Here is a 17,823-nt window from a genome sequence, read left to right on the forward strand (position 1 = left end):
GAAGCCTAGCAGGCCGTTGAAAAAGGCGCGAATCCCGCGTCGGCGGGGCGCCCGCGCGGCAGCGAGGACGGCAGGAGCGGGATGGAGCGGCAGGAACGCGTCGATTTTCCAGGAACCGAAGCGCCGGGCCGGGCGGGCCGAGGTCACAGCGGCTTGAGGAAGACCTTGGAGCGGCGCTGCCAGTTGTACAGCGTCTTCTTCTTCATCGGCAGCACCTCGACGTCGGCCGGGGCGAAGCCGCGCTCGACGAACCAGTGGGCGGTGCGGGTGGTCAGCACGAACAGCTGCTTGATGCGCAGCCGCCGCGCCTCGCGCTCGACGTGCTTGAGCAGCTGCTCGCCGCGGCCGCCGTCGCGGTAGTCCGGGTGCACGGCGAGGCCGGCCAGCTCGGCGATGTCGCTCTCCTCGAAGGTATGCAGCGCCACGCAGCCGATGATCTTGCGGTCGTGCTCGAGCACCGCGAAGCGCTCGATCTCGCGTTCGAGCAGCTCGCGCGAGCGCTTGACCAGCACGCCCTGCTCCTCGAGCGGCTCGATCAGCGCCAGGATGCCGCCGACGTCGTCGATGGTGGCGCGGCGCAGGGTCTCGAGCGGCTCGCGCGAGATCATGGTGCCGATGCCCTCGTGGGTGAACAGCTCGGTCAGGAGGCCGCCGTCGAGGTGGCGCGAGATCAGGTGGGCGCGCGCCACGCCGTGGCGCACCGCGCGGATGCAGCAGGGCAGGTAGAAGTCGATGTCGTCGGTGACGCGGATCTCCTCGCGCAGGTAGCGCTCGGCCTCGGCCGCGGTCAGCTCGTTGAGCAGCTGGCCGTCCTCGTCGACCACGCCGGGCTGGTCGAGCAGGAAGATCAGCTTGTCGGCCTGCAGCGCCACCGCCGCGGTGGTGGCGACGTCCTCGAGCGTGAGGTTGAACGCCTCGCCGGTGGGCGAGTAGCCGACCGGCGAGAGCAGGATGGTCTCGCCGAACTCCAGCCGGTCGCGCATCGCGGCGACGTCGAGCTTGCGCACCTCGCCGCTGTACTGCATGTCGACGCCGTCGCGCACGCCGACCGGCTGGGCGGTGACGAAGTTGCCGCCGGCGACGCGGATGTCGGCATTGGCCATCGGCGAATTGGCCAGGCCCATCGACAGGCCGGCCTCGATCTCGAAGCGCACCTGGCCGATCGCCTGCAGCACGCCGCCCATGCTGTCGCGCTCGGTCACCCGCACGCCCTGCTCGAACTTGCACGGCAGGCCGGCCTCGGTCAGGCGCTGGTTGATCTGCGGCCGGGCGCCGTGCACCAGCACCAGGTTGACGCCGAGGCTGACCAGGATGTTGAGGTCGTGCGCCAGGCGCACGAAGTCGCCGTCGCGCACCAGGTCGCCGCCGAAGGCGACCACGAAGGTGCGGCCGCCGAAGGCGTGGATGTAGGGCGCGGCCTGGCGGAACCAGAAGACGAATTCGGGGGAGCCGATGTCGGGCATGGTGGCGGTACGGGGCGAGGAGGGGAAACGGCGGAAGGGTAGCAGGCGACGTGAAATGTGAAACGTGAAATGTGAGGGGTGGGCGGGAAGGGGGAAGGGTGAAGAGGGAAGGGTAACCCCATCCCCCTCCCAGCCTCCCCTTGAAGGGGGAGGAGCAGGGCGCGCCATTCTGAATGAGCTGTGATCGTCGTACGTGTTGCAATACAGCTCCCTCCCCTTCAAGGGGAGGGTTGGGGTGGGGATGAGGTTACCCTTCCCTCTTCACCCTTCCCCTTCACCGCCTCGCCTTCCACCACCCGGGCCACTCCCGCCCGCTCGTCCCGCCACGCGTCGAACGCCGCCACCGCCATCGGCCGCGCGAACACATAGCCCTGCACCCGGTCGCAGCCCATCTCGGCCAGCAGCGCCACCGTCGGGGCGTCCTCGACGCCCTCGGCCACCACCGTCAGGCCCAGTCCGCGGCCCAGTTCGACGGTGGAGCGCACGATCAGCGCGTCGCGCGGGTTGTGCGCCAGTTCGAGCACGAAGGCGCGGTCGATCTTGAGTTCGGTCACCGGCAGCCGGCGCAGGTAAGCCAGCGAGGAATAGCCGGTGCCGTAGTCGTCGATGGCGATCCGGACGCCGAGCGCCCGCAGCTTGTCGAGCACGTCGCGGGCGCGCTGCGGCTCCTCCATCAGGCCGCTCTCGGTGATTTCCAGGCACAGCAGCTCCGGCGGCAGCCGGTGGCGGTCGAGCCGGCTGGCCACCTCGGCGGCGAGGCCGGGATCGAACAGGTCGCGCGCCGACAGGTTGACCGACACCTCGACCGGCCGCCCCGCCCCGGCCCACAGGCCGGCCTGGCGGATCGCCTGCGCCAGCACCCAGCGCGTCAGCTCGGTGATGTAGCCGGTCTGCTCGGCGAAGGGGATGAACTCGCCCGGCGGCACGAAGCCCTTGTGCGGATGGTTCCAGCGCACCAGCGCCTCGGCCGCGTTGGCGTCGCCGTCGGCCAGCCGCACCTTGGGCTGGTAGTGCAGCGTCAGTTCGTCGTGCTCGATGGCGCGCTGCAGGTCGCCCAAGAGCGACAGGTGCTCCTCGCGGAAGGTCTGCATGCCCGCGTCGTAGCGCAGGTGGCGCTGGCCGGCGCGCTTGGCGCGGTGCATCGCCAGGTCGGCGCAGCGGACCAGGTCGATGGCGTCGCGGCCGTGCTCGGGGAAGCCGGCGGCGCCCATGCCGGCGCGCAGGTCGAGCGGCCGGCCGCCGAGGTTGAGGCGGCGGTCGAACACCCGGTGCAGCCGGTCGAGCGCCTGCGGCGACTGGTCGATGTGCACGTCGTGCAGCAGCAGCGCGAATTCGTCGCCCGAGAAGCGCGCCACCACGTCCTCGGCGCGCGCCGCCGCGCGCAGGCGCAGGCCGACCTCGACCAGCACCAGGTCGCCGGTCGGGTGGCCCAGGCTGTCGTTGATGTACTGGAAGCGGTCCAGATTGAGCAGCACCACGGTCAGCGGCCTGCCCTCGCGGCCGGCCGCCTCGATCGCCGCGTCGAGCAGCTGCTTGAAGCGCAGCCGGTTGGGCAGCCCGGTCAGCCGGTCCTGGTAGGCCAGCTTGCGGATCTCGGCCTCGCGCTCGGCGATGGCGTCGCGCATATGGGCCAGGCTGCCGGCCAGCTGGGCGATCTCGCGGGTGTCGGCGGCTGCCGGCTGCCGCTGCTGGTAGTCGCCCTGCTGGATCCGCTCGGCCGCCTGCGCCAGTGCGCGCAGGGGGCCGGTGATGCGGCGGGCGATGCGGGTACTGGCCATCAGGCTGAAGCCGAGCGCGATGGCGGCCACCGCCGCCAGCGTCCCCTGCAGCGCGTAGAAGGGCGCCATCGCCTCGTGCAGCGAGCGCGCCAGCAGGGCGTAGAGCGGGCCGGCCGGGCCGTCGCCGAGCTTGACCAGGCGGGTCTGGAAGTCCTCGCCGTCGAGCCGCAGCGTGCCGGTGGCGGGCTGCCCGCGCCTTTCCGCCTCGGCCAGCCCGGCGGCGAGCGCGTCGCGCTCGGCCTGCTCGAGGGTGGAGGCGAATTGGCGCCAGCCGCCGGCCTCCCGGCCGAGGAAGGCCACCTGCAGGCCCGATACCGCCAGCAGGTCGTCCACCACCGGCTGGTCGATCTCGAAGCCCATGGTCACCCAGCCGGTCAGCACCGGCGCGCGTACCGGCACCACGACCAGCTGGTAGAGCCGGTCGCCCACGCGCTCCACGCCGTTGGCGCCGCCGTGGCGGCCGGCCTGCGCCAGCAGCCGGCCGAACGGGTAGGGCTGGCCGGCCCGGCCGGGCTCGACCGTGTCAGCCAGGATGCGGCCGTCGGTGCCGGACCACATCAGGAGGTCGGCATGGATGCGGTTGCCGTGGTTCTCCAGCACCGAGACGATGGTGTCGGTATCGCCGGTGGCGACCGCCTCGCGGAAGCCGAAATCGGCCGCCAGCACGCGCGAGGCCTGGGCCAGCTGGTTGCCGTTCTGCTCCAGCAGGCGCTTGAACACGCGCTCGCCGGTGGCGAGCTCCTGCGCTGCGGTGTCGCGCGCGATGTGCAGGTTGGCGACGCCGACCAGCACGAAGGTAGCCAGCAGCACCGCCCCGAGCAGCCCGGAGAAGGCGGCGACGATGCGGAAGTTGAGGCTGCGGATGCGCATCTCAGGGCGCCGTGGCCGCGGCGGGCGCGAGCTGCAGCCGGAAGGTGGCGCGGCCGGCGTCGCCGGCGCCGATCCTCAGCTGCTGCACCGGCGCCTCGGCCGCCTGCGCCGGATGCCAGGCGTGCAGCCGGTAATCGCCCGGCGGCAGCTCGCCGAGCCTCGCCAGGCCGGCCGCGTCGCTGCGGCCGAACCACGGCGTGTCGACCACCAGCAGGTGGCCCACCATCCAGTCGTGGATCTTGCAGCCCAGCACCACCACGCCGGGCTTGTCGAACACCACCGGCGCCGCCGGCGTGCCCGAGTAGAGCTTGAGGTCGAAGGTCTTGGCCGGCGAGAACGAATAGATGTTGTGGCGGATGTTGTCCTTGTTGGGGAAGCTGACCGCGGTGCCGGCCTGCACGACGGCGATCCGCGGCACGAATTCCTTGTTCACCTGGTCGACCGCCGCGCTGAGCCTGCCCTTGGGCGCCGCGCCGGCGGCCGGCTCGGCGTAGACCACCGCGTCGGCCAGCGGCTTGCCGGCCGCGTCCAGCACCACCGCGTCGTAGGCGCCGGCGAGGCCGGGCGCCAGCAGCAGGAGCAGCGGCAGGGCCGGGCGCCTCACGGCTTGTCCACCACGTCGCGCCGCATCGGCGCCAGCAGGGCCAGCAGCGCGTTCTTGTCGGCCTGGGCCGCGCCGCGCGCGTCGAGCACCTCGCGCAGGTGCGCCACCATGCCGTAGAACTCGGCCTCGTCGATGCCGAGGCCGGCGTGCACCTGCTTCATGCTGTCGCCGCTGTAGCGGCACGGGCCGCCGCTGAGCTGGCAGAACTGCTCGGCCAGCAGTTTCTTGAGCCGCGGGATGTCGACCTTGGCGAAGCTGCGGCGGGTGGCCGGATCGCTGGCGCTGCGGTCGATCAGGCCGCCGGCGATGGCCGCCATGCCGGCCTCGCCGCCGAGGCGGCGGTAGAGGCTGTCGGCGGCGGGCGCTTCGGCGGCCGGGACGGCGGGAATCAGGCAACAGGCGAGCAGCAGGGCGGGCAGGCGGGGCATGGCGGACTCCGGCACGGGGCCATCCAGATCGGGCGGGGGAGCTGGCCCGAGTATAGACTCGAAGCGCCATCCCCCATGCGGAGTATGCCCATGCGCGCCCCCCTCGCCCTGCTGCTCGCCACTGCCCTGCCCGCGCTGGCCGGCGGCCGCCTGCCCGCCACCGGCGGCGTCACCCAGCTCGAGGGCGCCGCCGGCGGCGGCCTGGCGCCGTGGGCCCTGATCGCCGGCTACGGCACCGCCGACGAGGTCGGCGGCAACGCCTTCTATACCCGGGTGCAGAGCCAGGGCTTCCGGCTCGAATCGGCCGGCGCGGCGATCGGCCTGTTCGACCGGGTCGAGCTGTCGTTCGCGCGCCAGCGCTTCGACCTCGGCGACACCGTGCCGGGCCAGGCGATCCGGCAGGAGGTGGTCGGCGCCAAGTGGCGCGTCTACGGCGACGCGGTGGTCGACCAGGACCGGCCCTGGCCGCAGCTGGCGATCGGCCTGATGCACAAGCGCAACCGCGATTTCGATCTGGTGCCGCGCCTCGTCGGCGCCCGCCGCGGCAGCGACGTCGAGCTCTACCTCGCCGCCACCAAGGTCTGGCTCGACGGCCTGGCCGGCCGCAGCACCCTGCTCAACGGCACGCTGCGCTACACCCGCGCCAACCAGCTCGGCATCCTCGGCTTCGGCGGCGACAAGTCGGATGCGCGCCAGCTGCGCTTCGAGGGCAGCGCGGCGCTGTTCCTGACCGACCGCCTGATCGTCGGCGCCGAGTGGCGGCAGAAGCCGGACAACCTGTCGGCCTTCAAGGAGGACGGCTTCGGCGACGCCTTCGTCGCCTGGGTGCCGAACAAGCGCCTGGCGCTGACGCTGGCGCATACCGAGCTCGGCAACATCGCCGACAAGGACGGCCAGCGCGGGCCCTACCTGTCGCTGAAGGCCGATTTCTAGCCGGGCGGCCGCCGGCCGCTACAATCGCGCCCATGAACAAGCGCATCCTGCTGGCCGAGGACGAGGCCGCCATCGCCGATACCGTGGTCTACGCGCTCGGCCGCGAAGGCTACGACGTGCGCCACCACCTGCTCGGCGGTGCGCTGCTGGCCGATTTCGCCGCCGCCGGCGCCGACCTGCTGATCCTCGACGTCGGCCTGCCCGACCAGAGCGGCTTCGAGGTCTGCAAGGCGGTGCGGCGTACGTCGACGGTGCCGGTGGTCTTCCTGACCGCGCGCGGCGAGGAGATCGACCGGGTGGTCGGCTTCGAGATCGGCGCCGACGACTACGTGGTCAAGCCGTTCAGCCCGCGCGAGCTGGCCGGCCGGGTCAAGGCCATCCTGCGCCGCGGCACCGGCCAGCCTGCCGCGGCCGGCATCGGCCTGGTGCACGACGCGCTGCGCGCGCGCATCAGCGTCGACGGCGTCGCGCTCGAGCTGACCCGCTACGAATACCGCCTGCTGGCCGCCCTGCTGGCCGAGCCCGAGCGGGTGTTCAGCCGCGCCCAGCTGATGGATCGCGCCTGGGACGAGCCCGAGGCGAGCTTCGAGCGCACCGTCGACGCCCATATCAAGAGCCTGCGGCAGAAGCTGCGCGCGGCCGCGCCCGGGCTCGACCCGATCCGCACCCACCGCGGCCTCGGCTACAGCCTGAGCTGGCACGGCGGGCCGCGGCCGTGAGGATCGTCTTCCGCATCTTCCTCGGCTATTTCCTGGTGGTCGGCCTCGCCGCCTGGTTCCTGCTCGACAACGCGCGCGACCGGCTGCAGCCGGCGCTGCGCCAGTCGATGGAGGACACCCTGGTCGACACCGCCAACCTGCTGGCCGAGCTGGCGCGCGACGAGGTCAAGGCCGGCACCGTCGGCAACGGCGTGTTCGCCCGGCGGCTGGAGGATTTCGCCGCGCGCCGGCTCGACGCCGACATCTGGGGCATCAAGAAGGACCGGCCCAACCACCGGATCTACATCACCGACGCGCAGGGCCGCGTGCTGTACGACTCGGACCACCTGGCGGTCGGCCAGGACTACTCGCGCTGGAACGACGTCTACCTGACGCTGCACGGCCGCTACGGCGCGCGCACCAGCCATCCGGCCGACCAGCAGAGCTCGGTGATGCACGTGGCGGCGCCGATCCGCGACGGTGGCCGCATCATCGGCGTGGTCACCGTGGCCAAGCCGTCGAGCGCGGTCGAGCCGTTCTTCGAGCAGGCCTTCTTCGGCCTGGCCCGTGCCGGCGCGCTGGTGCTGGCGGCCTCGCTGGTGGTCGGCGGCCTGCTGGCCTGGGGGCTGACGCGCTCGCTCGGCCGGCTGGTCGACTACGCGCGCGCGGTCGGCCGCGGCGAGCGGGTGGCGGCGCCCGATTTCGGCGGCGGCGAGGTCGGCGTGCTCGGCCGCGCGCTCGAAGGCATGCGCAGCGAGCTCGACGGCAAGCGCTACGTCGAGGACTACGTGCATGCGCTGACCCACGAGCTGAAGAGTCCGCTGGCGGCGATCCGCGGCGCGGCCGAACTGATCGACGCCGACATGGCGCCGGCCGACCAGGCGCATTTCCTCGGCCATATCCGGCACGAGTCGGCCCGGCTCGGCAGCATCATCGACCGGCTGCTGGCGCTGGCCCAGCTCGAGAGCCGCCGCGCGCTCGAGGACGTCGAGCCGATCGCGCTGGCCGCGCTGCTGGCCGAGGCGGTCGAGGCCAAGTCGGCCGCGCTGCGCGCCGGCGGGCTGGCGGTGGCGGTCGAGGCGGCCGACGGCCTGACTCTGCGCGGCGAGCGCTTCCTGCTCGGCCAGGCGCTGTCCAACCTGCTCGACAACGCCATCGCCTTCTCGCCGGCCGGCGGCCGCATCGAACTGGGCGCGACGCAGGCGGGCGGGACGGTGACGATCACGGTGCGCGATCACGGGCCGGGCGTGCCCGACTACGCGCTCGAGCGGGTGTTCGAGCGCTTCTACTCGCTGCCGCGGCCCGGCGACGGCCGCAAGTCGACCGGCCTGGGCCTGCCCTTCGTGCGCGAGGTGGCCAGCTTGCACGGCGGCCGCGTCATGCTGGCCAACGCGGCCGGCGGCGGCGCGCTGGCCACGCTGGCGCTGCCGGCATGACGGCGGCCGGCCCGGGGATGCTGTTCTGGCTCAAGAAGCTGTGTTCGGCGCTGCTGCTGCCGCCGGTCTTGCCCTTGCTGCTGGTGCTGGCGGGTCTGCTGCTATTGCGCCGCCGGCCGCGCCGGGGCTGCGGCCTGGCCGTGGCCGGCTTGCTGGCGCTGTGGCTGTGCAGCGCGCCGGTCGGCGTGCGCCTGTTGCTCGAGCCGCTCGAATCGGCGCCGCCGGCCGGCCCGGCGGCCCTGCGCCAGGCGCAGGCGATCGTGGTGCTGGCCGGCGGCCGCGACCGCGTCGCGCCGGAATACGGCGGCGAGACGATCAGCGCCATAACGCTGGCGCGGCTGCGCTACGGCGCTCGGCTGGCGCGGCAGACCGGCCTGCCGCTATTGCTCAGCGGCGGCGCACCGTCGGGCGGCCTGCCCGAGGCGGTGCTGATGGATCAGTCGCTGCGGCAGGATTTCGGCCTGGCCGCGCGCTGGCTCGAAGCCGGCTCGCTCGATACCGCCGGCAATGCCGACGCCAGCGCCCGCCTGCTGCTGCCGGCCGGCATCCGCCGCGTCGCGCTGGTCAGCGATGCCGCCCACCTGCCGCGGGCCGCGGCCGAATTCCGCCGCGCCGGCTTCGCGGTGATCGCCGCGCCGACGCGCTACCAGGGCGGCAGCCTTGGCCGTTTCGCCTGGCTGCCGAGCGGCGAGGCGGCGATGGCCGGCCACTATGCCGCGCACGAATGGCTGGGGCTGCTGGCGCAGCGGCTGCGCGGCTAGGCCGGATCAGGCGCGCGCGAGCGCCAGCTCGTCGACCGCGGCGACCAGTTGGTCGATGCTGTCGATCCGCTCGAGGCGATCGTCGGGAATCGTGATGTCGAAGGCGGTTTCCACCGTGGCGATCAGGTCGATCAGTTCGAGCGAGTCGACGCCGAGGTCGGCCAGGCTGCGGGCGGACTGGACCTGTTCGACGGGTTGGCCGAGGTGCTCGGCCACGAGGGCGACGAGCCGGGTGCGTAGGGTATCCATGGTCACCTCCAGGAAAATGGGGCGGGACCGGCCCGCAGCGAGTGCGGCGGGGCCGGGACCTAGCGGCCGGGCTTACTGCTTATTCGCTGGAGCAGCAGCACTTGAACGCACCGACCAGGCTCTTGGGAGCCTGGATGGCGGGCACGGCGACGCGGACCGTTTGGCCCTTCTTGGCAATGACGCGCAGGACTTTGGCTTGCATGACGTTCTCCTCGAGGATCAGTTGTTGGCTTCGTTGGAACAGCAGCACTTGAAGGCGCCGACCAGGCTCTTCGGTGCCTTGACGGCCGGGACGGCCACGCGGACCACGTCGCCCTTCTTGGCGACGACGCGCAGGATCTTGGTTTGCTTCATGGTGGAGCTCCTCTGTCCGGTGTCGATTTAGTTATTGGCTTCGTTGGAGCAGCAGCACTTGAACGCGCCGACCATGCTCTTGGGTGCGACGGTCGCCGGAACGGCGACGCGGACCTTGCTGCCCTTGCTCGAGAACACGCGGAGAACCTTGACTTGCTTCATTGCATAGACTCCTGAAGTAATGCGCCTGGGGATGACGGGCGGGCGGCGGCGCAAGGAACCGCCCGCCCCGGATGGGGATGCGGCTCAGCCTTCCGAGTCGACGAACAGCTCCATGTTGACCGGGTAGTGCGGGCGCGCCTCGAGCACCGGCGCCGACAGCAGCACCTGGCCGTCGGCGGCGTCGCCGAGCGCGTCGAAGGCCAGCCGGAAGCGGCCCTGCGAATTGGGCGCCAGCCGCTGTTCGGCCTTGCCCGACAGCAGCCGGACCCAGGCGCCCTGCTGCTCGGCCAGGCGCAGCTCGATGCCGTCGGCCTTGGGCATGAAGAAGCTCCAGATGCCGGCCCGGCTGCGCACGCTGCGGTCGGCCTGGCGGCCCAGCTCGGCCAGTTCGTCGGCGCGGAAGCGGGTGCGCGGCGGCAGGTTCACCAGCACGTCGACGTTGACCGCCAGCTTGCGGCCGGCCGGCAGGTTGGTATGGATGGTCGGGTTGTCGCGGTGCAGCTGGTCCGACAGCGGGAAGTCGAGCGCGCCCTGGGCGTCGATCGGGATCGGCGTGCGGCCGCCGGGGCCGACCAGCGTCAGCTGGACCTGGCTCAGCGCGATGTTCTTGTCGACCGGCTTCACCCGCAGGCGGAAGCGCAGCTTGTCGCGCTGCTCGGGCGGGATCGACTGGAAGCGCGCATAGAGATCGTAGAGCTCGTTGTAGGGCGCCCAGGCGCGGCCCTCGTCGGCGGCCGGGACGGCGCCTGCCAGGGCCAGCAGCAGGCTCAGCGCGGCGGTGCGGATGGATCGCTTCATGCCGGTCCTCATTCCGCCGCGGCGATCTGCTCGCCGTAGTACCACTTGGCCCGCAGCGAACCCCACGCGCCCACTTGCCGGGCGCCTCGACGATGTCCTGCTCCAGCGCGGCGTTGAGCCGGTCGGCCAGCCAGCTGACGCGGTCCTCGTGCGGGCAGTCGGCCGGGTCGATCGGTTCGCCGAAACGGGTCTCGAAGCCGCCGCCGACGTAGCGCGTGGTGCAGGTCAGCACCGGCGAGCCGGTCTTGTCGGCCATCATCAGCGCGCCGGCGGCGAGGCAGGACGGCCGGCCGAAGAAGGGCGCCGGCACCATCATCAGGTCGGCGTCGACGTAGTCGACCATGCAGACCACCACCCGGTTGCGGCGCAGCGCCAGCAGGAAATCGAGTGCGGCCCGCCGGTCGCCGGTCTCGATGAACTGGAACGGCCGGCCGCCGATCGCCAGCGTGCGGCGGTAGAGCGCGTCGAACAGCGGGTCGGCCGAGTCGACCGGCGGCCGCACCAGCGTGAACTGGCTCGCCTCGGCCTGCGCTGCGCCGGCCAGCGGCGCCATCATCCCGTAGTAGAAGCAGGAGAAATTGGACGCCGCCAGCACCACGCCGCGGCCATGGGCCATCGCCGCGGCCAGCCGGTCCTCGCCGACGCAGCGGTTGCGGCTGGCGTTGAGCCGCTCGAGCCGCCGCGCCGGGGCGTGCAGCAGGTAGGCGCTGTCGAAGGCGTACAGCGTGGACGTCACCACCGCGCGCCAGGCGATCGCGTGGCCGCGCCAGAAGCCGACGCCGAGCGCGTCGCGGATCAGCGGCAGGATGTCGCTGCGGCAGTCGCTGGCGTCGGCCAGGTAGTGGGCGCTGCCGACCGCCCAGCCGATGCCGCGGTAGAGGCGGATCGGCAGGGCGCTCAGGCGGCGGCCGAAGCCGGAACGGAGCACGGAGGTCAGGTTCATGGCCGCTGCTGCCCGGCGAGGGTCCAGGCGGCCAGCTCGCCGCGCTTCCAGCCGCTGCCGTACTTGATCTTGCCGCTCGGCACCACCAGCGCCGGCGTGGCCTTGAAGCCGAGCTGGCGGCCGAGCTGCAGGTAGCGCTCGAGCCCGGCGTCGCAGGCCGGCGCGGTCAGCTGGGCGCCTTCCATCATCTGGTCCAGCGCCTGGGCCGGGTTGCCCGAGCACAGCGCGGTGCTGGCCAGCTGCTTGGATTCGCTGGCGGTGATCGGCAGCAGGAAGACGTAGACCGTGGTGTCCTTGAGCACCTTGAGCTCGCGGTGCAGGTCGTGGCAGGCCTCGCAGCCGATGTCGGTGAAGACGGCGAGCTTCTGCTCGCCGCTGCCCTGGCGATAGACGATGGCCTGTTCGAGCGGCAGGGCGTCGAACTTGGTGTTGGTCGCGCCGCAGACGCCCAGACCGCAGGCGAGCGACATCAGAGTTTCCAGCATCGGGGTGTTCCTCCTTGATCCATCTTCTCGTCTCTATCCGGCCGCGCCGTTCAGGCCGGGTCCAGCTGCGGCGCGCGCAGGCTGCCGGCGGCCGCCGGCCGGACCAGCGCCTGGCCGGCGCGCAGCTCGACCACCCGGTCGGCGCAGGCCTCGGCCTCGTCGTCGTGCGAGATCAGCAGGACGCCCAGGCCGCGGCGGCGCAGGCCGGGCAGGATGTCCTGGTAGTAGCGGCGCCGGTAGGCCGGGTCCTGGTTGGCGGCCCATTCGTCGAGCACCAGGAAGGGGCTGTCGCCGAGCAGCAGGCCGACCAGGGCGGCGCGCTGGCGCTGGCCGGTCGACAGCGCGCTGCAATCGACCCAGCCGGCGCGGAAAGGCAGGGCCGCGTCGAGGCCGAAGCTGCGCCACAGCGCCTCGGCCTCCTGCGCGGCGCCGGCGGCGGCCGGCAGGTGGATCAGCGGCTGGACGTCGTCGCTCCAGCTGGCGCCGAAGCACTCGCGGTAACGGGCCGAGCCCGCCTCCAGCGGCGCGCCGTCGAGCAGCAGGCTGCCCTCCTGCGGCCGGTAGAGGCCGGCCAGCAGCTTGGCCAGCGTGGTCTTGCCGCTGCCGTTGCCGCCCTTGAGCAGCACGATCTCGCCGCGCCGCAGCTCCAGGTCGAGCGGCCCCAGCGCGAAGCCGGGCCGGCCGGCCTCGTCGCGGTGCCGGTAGCGCGCGCCGCGCAGGCCGAGCGTCTGCACCGCGCCGACGGCGGCGGCCGGGCCGGCCGGCTCGGCGGCGGCCAGCTCGCTGCGCTGGATCTTGGCCAGCGCGGCGTCGGCCTCGAACAGCCGGGCCAGGGTGTTCAGCGCCGACGAGAACGGCGTCACCATGAACATGTAGGCCAGCACCGCGCTGCGCAGCGCCTCGCCGCCGGCCAGGCCGGCAGCCAGGCGGCGGCCAGCAGGATCGAGCCGACCGCGAGCAGGAAGGCGACCTTGGCCACCGAATCCATGCCCACGCCGAGCGAATTGCAGCGGTCGGCGTCCCGCATCACCTGCTGCACGGTGGGCCGGTACAGCTGGTCGAGGAAGGCGTCGCGCAGCGCCTGGCGCTGCTTGAGCGGCTTGGTGGCGCCGACCAGCAGCTGGAAGCACTGCATCAGCGCCTGCCGGCCCGGCTGGGCGGCGCGCAGCCGGGTCTCGTAGCGGCCGAAGAAGACCGCCATCGCCAGCAGCGTGAGCGCCTGGCCGCCGGCCACCAGCAGGAACAGCGCCGGGCTCAGCACCGCGATGTAGGCCAGGATGGCCAGGCAGATCGACAGGTCGATCACCAGTACCGGCAGTGCGGCGGCGCCCTGGGCCAGCCGGTTCAGGTCGTCCGACAGCAGGGTCAGCAGCGCCGCCCCGCCCAGCTTTTCCAGCCGCACCAGCTCGGTGGCCAGGATGCGCTCGCACAGCTGCTGCCGCAGCCCGGCCAGCCGGCGCTGCATCAGCCCCGCCACCAGGCTGCCCGACAGGTAGGTGAGCCCGCCGACCGCCAGTGCGCCGGCCAGGTAGGCCAGCCCCTGCGGCCCCTGGCCGAGGCTGCGCCAGCCGCCGTCGGCGAGCAGCCGGTCGATCATGCCGATGGCGCCGGCGAGCGCGGCGCCGCCCAGCATGCCGGCCAGCGCCGCGCCGGCGAGGGCGAGCGGCGAGGCGGCGGCGAGGAAGCGGACGATGCGCATGGCCGGGTTCCGCCTACAGCTTCAGCAGCCGGCTGACCAGCTGGCCCAGCGGCAGCATCTCGGCCAGCTTGGCCAGCGGCGAAGCGCTGCGCGATTCGGTCTCGATGACGATCAGCTCGGCCTGGCCGAGTCCGGCCGTCTCGGCCAGGTGGGCGACCGCGCCGGCCATCCCGCCGGTGAGGTCGATCAGGCCCAGCGCATGGGCCTGCCGGCCCGACAGCGAGCGGCCGTCGGCCACCTGCTCGGGCAGCCGCGCCAGCTTGCGCCGCGCCACGATCCATTCGACGAACTGGGCGTGGATGTCGTCGACCAGGCCCTGCAGCGCGGCGCCGGCCGCCGCGTCGGGCGCATGGTGCAGGCTCGGCTGGTCCTTCATCGGCCCGCTCTTGACCACGTGGTGGCGGATGCCGAGCCGCTGCTCGAGGCCTTCGAGGTCGTAGCTGCCGATGATGGCGCCGACGCAGCCGACGTTGGCCGCCGGCGCCGCCACCACTACGTCGGCGGCCAGAGCCAGGTAGAAGCCGGCCGACAGCGCCATGTCCTCGATCACGGCCGCGACCGGGATGTCGGTCTCGCGCCGCAGCAGCGCCAGGGTGTCGCCGATCGACTGGGCCGCGGCCAGCGAGCCGCCTTCGCTGCAGATGCGCAGGATCAGCCCGCCGATGCGGCGCTTGTCCCATTCGACCCGCTGCACGGCCAGGAAGACCGCCAGCGCGGTGGCATCGGAAATGCGTCCGCTGATATTGAGCACCGCAATGGCGCGCGAGGCAGCACGAATCATTCGATCGATCCGAATCGTTCAAGTTTGTTAGGACAATGGAATTGAATTCCGGGACTAAGGAAATTGCTCCAAAATCGAATTGGACGGATTCGGTCGTACATTCGTCCAATTCAATCCAATTCCCTGGGTGACCGAATTGAAAGTCAAATCGGCCCCGCTCGCCGATCGAATCGGCAAAACGAATTCCAGCGAAGTCGGGAATAATGTCCGAAGCGATTCCGGAATGAATCCGGAACGGAAATCAGGGCTTCAGGTAGGCATAACCCTTGGCCTGCAGCCGCGACAGTTCGACCACGCCGGACGGCACGACCTTGACCCCGGGGATCAGGGCCGATCGATCGATATGGCGGGACAGCAGGGTGTTGTTGCAGGCCTCGAACTCGACGCCGCGGGCGATCAGCTCGCGGATGCCGGGGGCGAACTGGGTGCCGTTGCGGTCGGCCGCGTCGGCCAGCAGAAAGTCGACGCCGGGGCCGTGCCCGACCAGCACGATGCGGGCCGACGGGTCGCCCGACAGGTGGTTGGCGACGAAGCGCAAGGCCCGCGAGGCCTGCTCGACGCCTTCGCTGATGTGGTAGACGGTGAGGGTCGGCGCCGCGCTCTCGGCTTCGGCGCGGGCCGGCTGGGCGGCGGCCAGCAGCGCCAGCGCGAGGGTGGCGCGGATCAGTCCCGGCAGCGCGCGGGCGATCGGACGGTATTGGGACTGGATATAAAGAAACGCATTCCTGAACGAGCGTACAATCGAATGCGAGATATCTGAATGCATGGACGCGAATAAGCCCCGCGCCAAGTGGCGATGATCCACTTGCTCCTCCTTGGAAAATATTCTTTGTACGTACCGCATGCGCTGCATTCTTAGATGATGCAGGAAGTGACCGCGTACCGCCCGGACTGATTCGATGTTATTGAATGCAGCCGGCTATTTATTATGGATGAGATAATTGCCGTGTTACATGCCGGTGTCAAGCGTGAATTCACACATTAGGCAATCGCTTATTTACTGTTGCGTATCATGCAGAAAATGCCGGCCGCGCAGCCCCAGCCGATGGCCGGCACGATGCCCGAAAACAATGCGCAGGCGCCGACCGCCAGCGTGGCCCAGGTCGCCGCGCGCGGCATCCGCCAGGCGGCTCGCCAGGCTCCGCGCGCCAGGCCCCAGCCGACCAGCAGCAGGGTGGCCGCCATGGCGCCGGTCGGGATGTAGGCGATCGCGCCGCCGGCCAGCACGGCCAGCAGCAGCAGGAACACGCTCGACCAGACCGCGGCCAGCGGCGTGCGGGCGCCGGCGGCGACATGGGCGGCCGTGCGGTTGAACGAACCCGAGCCAGCGAAGCCGCCGCAGCAGGCCGCCGCCAGGTTGCCCAGCCCCTGCGCCCGCAGCTCGCCGCAGGGATCGTCGCGGCCGCCGGCCGGGCCGGCCAGGGTGCGGGCGATCACCGTGGTCTGCAGCCCGCCGACCACGGCGATGGACAGCGCGCCGATCAGCAGCTGCTTGAGCACGTAGGTCTCGCCCCAGTCCAGCGCCGGCAGGCCGAACGGCAAGGGCAGCAGGGCCAGGTGGCCGACCCGCTCCAGGCCGCAGGTGGCGGCGCCGAAGACGAAATCGAGCAGCAGGCCGGCTGCGGTGCCGGCCAGCAGGGCGGCGAGCAGCGGATGGAGCCGGCCGCCGCGGCGCTGCGCCCAGAGCCCGCAGCCGATCGCCGTGGCCACCACGGCCAGCGCGTAGGGATTGCTGCGCGGCCAGCCGGCCAGCGCGTACCACGCCGGCAGCCAGGGCTCCATGCCGGCGACCGGCAGGAGGCCCAGCGCCGTCGGCAGCTGCGACACCATGAGGATGGCGCCGACGCCGAGGGTGACGCCCTGGGCGACGAAATCGGGGATCGCGCGCAGCAGGCCGGCCAGGCCGGTCAGCGCCAGGACCAGCTGGCACAGCCCGGCCAGCAGGGTCAGCCCGAGCGCCAGGCCGATGTAGTCGCTGCCCTGCGGGGTGGCCAGCGGCGCCAGCGTGGCGGCGATCAGGAGGGATACCGCGGTATTGGGCCCGGACAGCAGCAGCCGGGCGCGGCCGGCCAGTGCGGCGATCGCCACCGGCAGCACCGAGGCGTAGATGCCCATCTCGGGCGGCAGGCCGGCCAGCGTGGCCAGCGCCACGGCCTGCGGCAGCATGGTGACCGCCGACAGCCAGCCGGCGGCCAGGTCGGCGCGCCCGGCCGGCCTCGGCTCCTTCGGCCCGGCGGCCGGGGGCGTGGCCGGCCCGGCGTCGCCCGGCCCGGCGGCCTGTTCGGCCGGCGCCGGGCGGCGCAAGGCCGGCATGGGCGCGGCGACGGCGAGGCGGCGGAGGCTCCCGGTCGGCACCCCTAGTTCTCCAGCAGGCCGCGCAGGAGGCCCTTGCGCGGATCGGGCCAGCGCTCCTGCAAGGTGATCCAGGCCGCCAGGTCGAGCGCCGACTGGTCGTCGAGATCAGGCCGGCCATAGGGCATGTTGGCCTTGAGGAAGCCGGCCATCAGGTCGATCCGGTTGAGCCCGGCGCCCTTGTTGAAGCTGCGCGCGCCCCACAGCGGCGGGAAACCGGCCTGGCCTTCGCCGTCGCGGCCGTGGCAGCTGGCGCAGCGCTGGGCGTAGAGCACCTTGCCGCGCTGCGGATCGGGATCGGCGCCGGTCCGCGGCACGGTGGGGAAGCCGCGGCCGGGCAGCGACTGGCCGACCGGCACGCCGCGCGACAGCCAGTGGGCATAGGCCATCAGCGCCTTCACCTCCTGGCTGTCGGCCGGCGGCGGAAAGCCGTTGAGGCTGAAGCGGAAGCACTGCTGGATGCGTTCGTCGAAGCCGGCGACGCGGTCGCTCTTGGCCAGGTAGGCCGGATACATGCCCCAGGCCGCCCACATCGGCGCGGCGCCGGCGCGGCGGCCGGCGTCCAGGTGGCAGCTGCCGCACGACAGCGCATTGCCGCTGTAGCGGCGGGCCTGGTTGGGGGTGTCGGTGAAGATGCGGTAGCCCTGCCGGACCAGCTCGCCGTACTTGTCGCGCGGCAGGTCTTCGAGCCGCTGGGGATTGCCGCCGGGCGTCGAGGCGGCCGCCGGCCAGGCCAGCAGCGAGGCCAGGCCGGCGCCGGCCAGCAGGCGGGCGATGGCCGTGCCGCGGCGGTACGGCGCGTGCCCGTTGGCGGGCAGGGATCGTTCCACGTGTCCTCGCTCCATCCCGTTGACGGGATTGCCGGCGTTGACGCGGCCATGGGCAGCCGCGTTGCCGTTCTTATATCTATGACGATCGGCTGCCGATCGATATTCGGTCGTATGCCGGAAAGCTATGTTTCTAGGCCACATTGGCCGCGCCGGCAAGCCGTGCCGCTGGCAACAAATACCGGCGACTTCACACGGCTTC

Annotated in this window: 20 protein-coding genes and 1 pseudogene; 4 read left to right on the plus strand and 17 right to left on the minus strand. The window is 72.1% G+C overall.

Annotation, left to right across the window (positions count from 1 at the left end):
• Nucleotides 1-143: 143 nt before the first annotated feature.
• The 4 genes from argA to H9L41_RS01255 form a co-directional block, all read right to left on the minus strand.
• A complete protein-coding gene (gene argA / locus H9L41_RS01240; RefSeq protein WP_028445754.1) occupies nucleotides 144-1,463 on the minus strand; it encodes an amino-acid N-acetyltransferase in 1,320 nt (439 codons plus the stop codon).
• Between the two features lie 218 nt (nucleotides 1,464-1,681).
• Nucleotides 1,682-4,111, minus strand: a complete 2,430-nt coding sequence (locus H9L41_RS01245; RefSeq protein WP_187523643.1) for a putative bifunctional diguanylate cyclase/phosphodiesterase — start codon at nucleotides 4,109-4,111, stop codon at nucleotides 1,682-1,684.
• Between the two features lies 1 nt (nucleotide 4,112).
• Nucleotides 4,113-4,715: a hypothetical protein gene (locus tag H9L41_RS01250; RefSeq protein WP_051318907.1), complete on the minus strand. Its 603-nt coding sequence runs from the start codon at nucleotides 4,713-4,715 to the stop codon at nucleotides 4,113-4,115.
• Nucleotides 4,712-5,143 (minus strand): group I truncated hemoglobin, encoded by a 432-nt coding sequence (locus H9L41_RS01255; RefSeq protein WP_028445755.1) that lies wholly within the window; start codon nucleotides 5,141-5,143, stop codon nucleotides 4,712-4,714. The genes H9L41_RS01250 and H9L41_RS01255 overlap by 4 nt, the downstream gene beginning before the upstream one ends.
• 90 nt (nucleotides 5,144-5,233) lie before the next feature.
• Here H9L41_RS01255 and H9L41_RS01260 point away from each other — a divergent pair, with 90 nt between their 5' ends.
• From H9L41_RS01260 to H9L41_RS01275, 4 genes are read left to right on the plus strand one after another with little or no spacing between them, the layout of a single operon-like run.
• Nucleotides 5,234-6,076: a DUF3034 family protein gene (locus tag H9L41_RS01260; protein ID WP_084300091.1), complete on the plus strand. Its 843-nt coding sequence runs from the start codon at nucleotides 5,234-5,236 to the stop codon at nucleotides 6,074-6,076.
• A 32-nt stretch (nucleotides 6,077-6,108) separates the two neighbouring features.
• Nucleotides 6,109-6,795 (plus strand): two-component system response regulator CreB, encoded by a 687-nt coding sequence (gene creB / locus H9L41_RS01265; protein ID WP_028445757.1) that lies wholly within the window; start codon nucleotides 6,109-6,111, stop codon nucleotides 6,793-6,795.
• Nucleotides 6,792-8,210 (plus strand): two-component system sensor histidine kinase CreC, encoded by a 1,419-nt coding sequence (creC, locus tag H9L41_RS01270; RefSeq protein WP_028445758.1) that lies wholly within the window; start codon nucleotides 6,792-6,794, stop codon nucleotides 8,208-8,210. The genes creB and creC overlap by 4 nt, the downstream gene beginning before the upstream one ends.
• Complete coding sequence (locus tag H9L41_RS01275) at nucleotides 8,207-8,971, plus strand: YdcF family protein (RefSeq protein ID WP_028445759.1); 765 nt, start codon at nucleotides 8,207-8,209, stop codon at nucleotides 8,969-8,971. Before creC ends, H9L41_RS01275 begins: the two co-directional genes overlap by 4 nt.
• 6 nt (nucleotides 8,972-8,977) lie before the next feature.
• Here the strand turns inward: H9L41_RS01275 and H9L41_RS01280 are convergent, their stop codons facing one another.
• From H9L41_RS01280 to H9L41_RS01325, 13 genes and pseudogenes are all read right to left on the minus strand, one after another.
• Nucleotides 8,978-9,220, minus strand: coding sequence for an acyl carrier protein (locus tag H9L41_RS01280; protein WP_028445760.1), 243 nt, complete (start codon nucleotides 9,218-9,220; stop codon nucleotides 8,978-8,980).
• Between the two features lie 79 nt (nucleotides 9,221-9,299).
• On the minus strand, nucleotides 9,300-9,422 hold the full coding sequence (locus H9L41_RS24245; RefSeq protein ID WP_265583911.1) for a hypothetical protein: 123 nt from the start codon (nucleotides 9,420-9,422) through the stop codon (nucleotides 9,300-9,302).
• A 17-nt stretch (nucleotides 9,423-9,439) separates the two neighbouring features.
• Complete coding sequence (locus H9L41_RS24250) at nucleotides 9,440-9,574, minus strand: hypothetical protein (protein ID WP_265583912.1); 135 nt, start codon at nucleotides 9,572-9,574, stop codon at nucleotides 9,440-9,442.
• 27 nt (nucleotides 9,575-9,601) lie between these two features.
• Nucleotides 9,602-9,736: a hypothetical protein gene (locus H9L41_RS24255; RefSeq protein ID WP_265583913.1), complete on the minus strand. Its 135-nt coding sequence runs from the start codon at nucleotides 9,734-9,736 to the stop codon at nucleotides 9,602-9,604.
• A gap of 84 nt (nucleotides 9,737-9,820) precedes the next feature.
• Nucleotides 9,821-10,534: a DUF2987 domain-containing protein gene (locus tag H9L41_RS01285; RefSeq protein ID WP_028445761.1), complete on the minus strand. Its 714-nt coding sequence runs from the start codon at nucleotides 10,532-10,534 to the stop codon at nucleotides 9,821-9,823.
• A 130-nt stretch (nucleotides 10,535-10,664) separates the two neighbouring features.
• Nucleotides 10,665-10,877, minus strand: a pseudogene (locus H9L41_RS25970) (hypothetical protein); the annotation flags it as partial.
• A gap of 596 nt (nucleotides 10,878-11,473) precedes the next feature.
• Complete coding sequence (locus H9L41_RS01295) at nucleotides 11,474-11,962, minus strand: DsbC family protein (protein WP_028445763.1); 489 nt, start codon at nucleotides 11,960-11,962, stop codon at nucleotides 11,474-11,476.
• 50 nt (nucleotides 11,963-12,012) lie between these two features.
• Entirely contained in the window at nucleotides 12,013-12,846 is an 834-nt protein-coding gene (locus tag H9L41_RS01300) for an ATP-binding cassette domain-containing protein (RefSeq protein WP_187523644.1), read from the minus strand.
• Complete coding sequence (locus H9L41_RS01305) at nucleotides 12,822-13,661, minus strand: ABC transporter transmembrane domain-containing protein (protein ID WP_187523645.1); 840 nt, start codon at nucleotides 13,659-13,661, stop codon at nucleotides 12,822-12,824. The genes H9L41_RS01300 and H9L41_RS01305 overlap by 25 nt, the downstream gene beginning before the upstream one ends.
• A gap of 13 nt (nucleotides 13,662-13,674) precedes the next feature.
• Complete coding sequence (locus H9L41_RS01310) at nucleotides 13,675-14,442, minus strand: S49 family peptidase (protein WP_051318908.1); 768 nt, start codon at nucleotides 14,440-14,442, stop codon at nucleotides 13,675-13,677.
• Between the two features lie 241 nt (nucleotides 14,443-14,683).
• On the minus strand, nucleotides 14,684-15,208 hold the full coding sequence (locus H9L41_RS01315) for a DsrE family protein (protein ID WP_084300095.1): 525 nt from the start codon (nucleotides 15,206-15,208) through the stop codon (nucleotides 14,684-14,686).
• 227 nt (nucleotides 15,209-15,435) lie between these two features.
• A complete protein-coding gene (locus tag H9L41_RS01320) occupies nucleotides 15,436-16,797 on the minus strand; it encodes a SulP family inorganic anion transporter (protein WP_051318909.1) in 1,362 nt (453 codons plus the stop codon).
• A gap of 2 nt (nucleotides 16,798-16,799) precedes the next feature.
• Complete coding sequence (locus H9L41_RS01325; RefSeq protein WP_051318910.1) at nucleotides 16,800-17,624, minus strand: c-type cytochrome; 825 nt, start codon at nucleotides 17,622-17,624, stop codon at nucleotides 16,800-16,802.
• Nucleotides 17,625-17,823: the final 199 nt, after the last annotated feature.

Source organism: Chitinimonas koreensis (genome assembly GCF_014353015.1).
GTDB lineage: Bacteria > Pseudomonadota > Gammaproteobacteria > Burkholderiales > Chitinimonadaceae > Chitinimonas > Chitinimonas koreensis.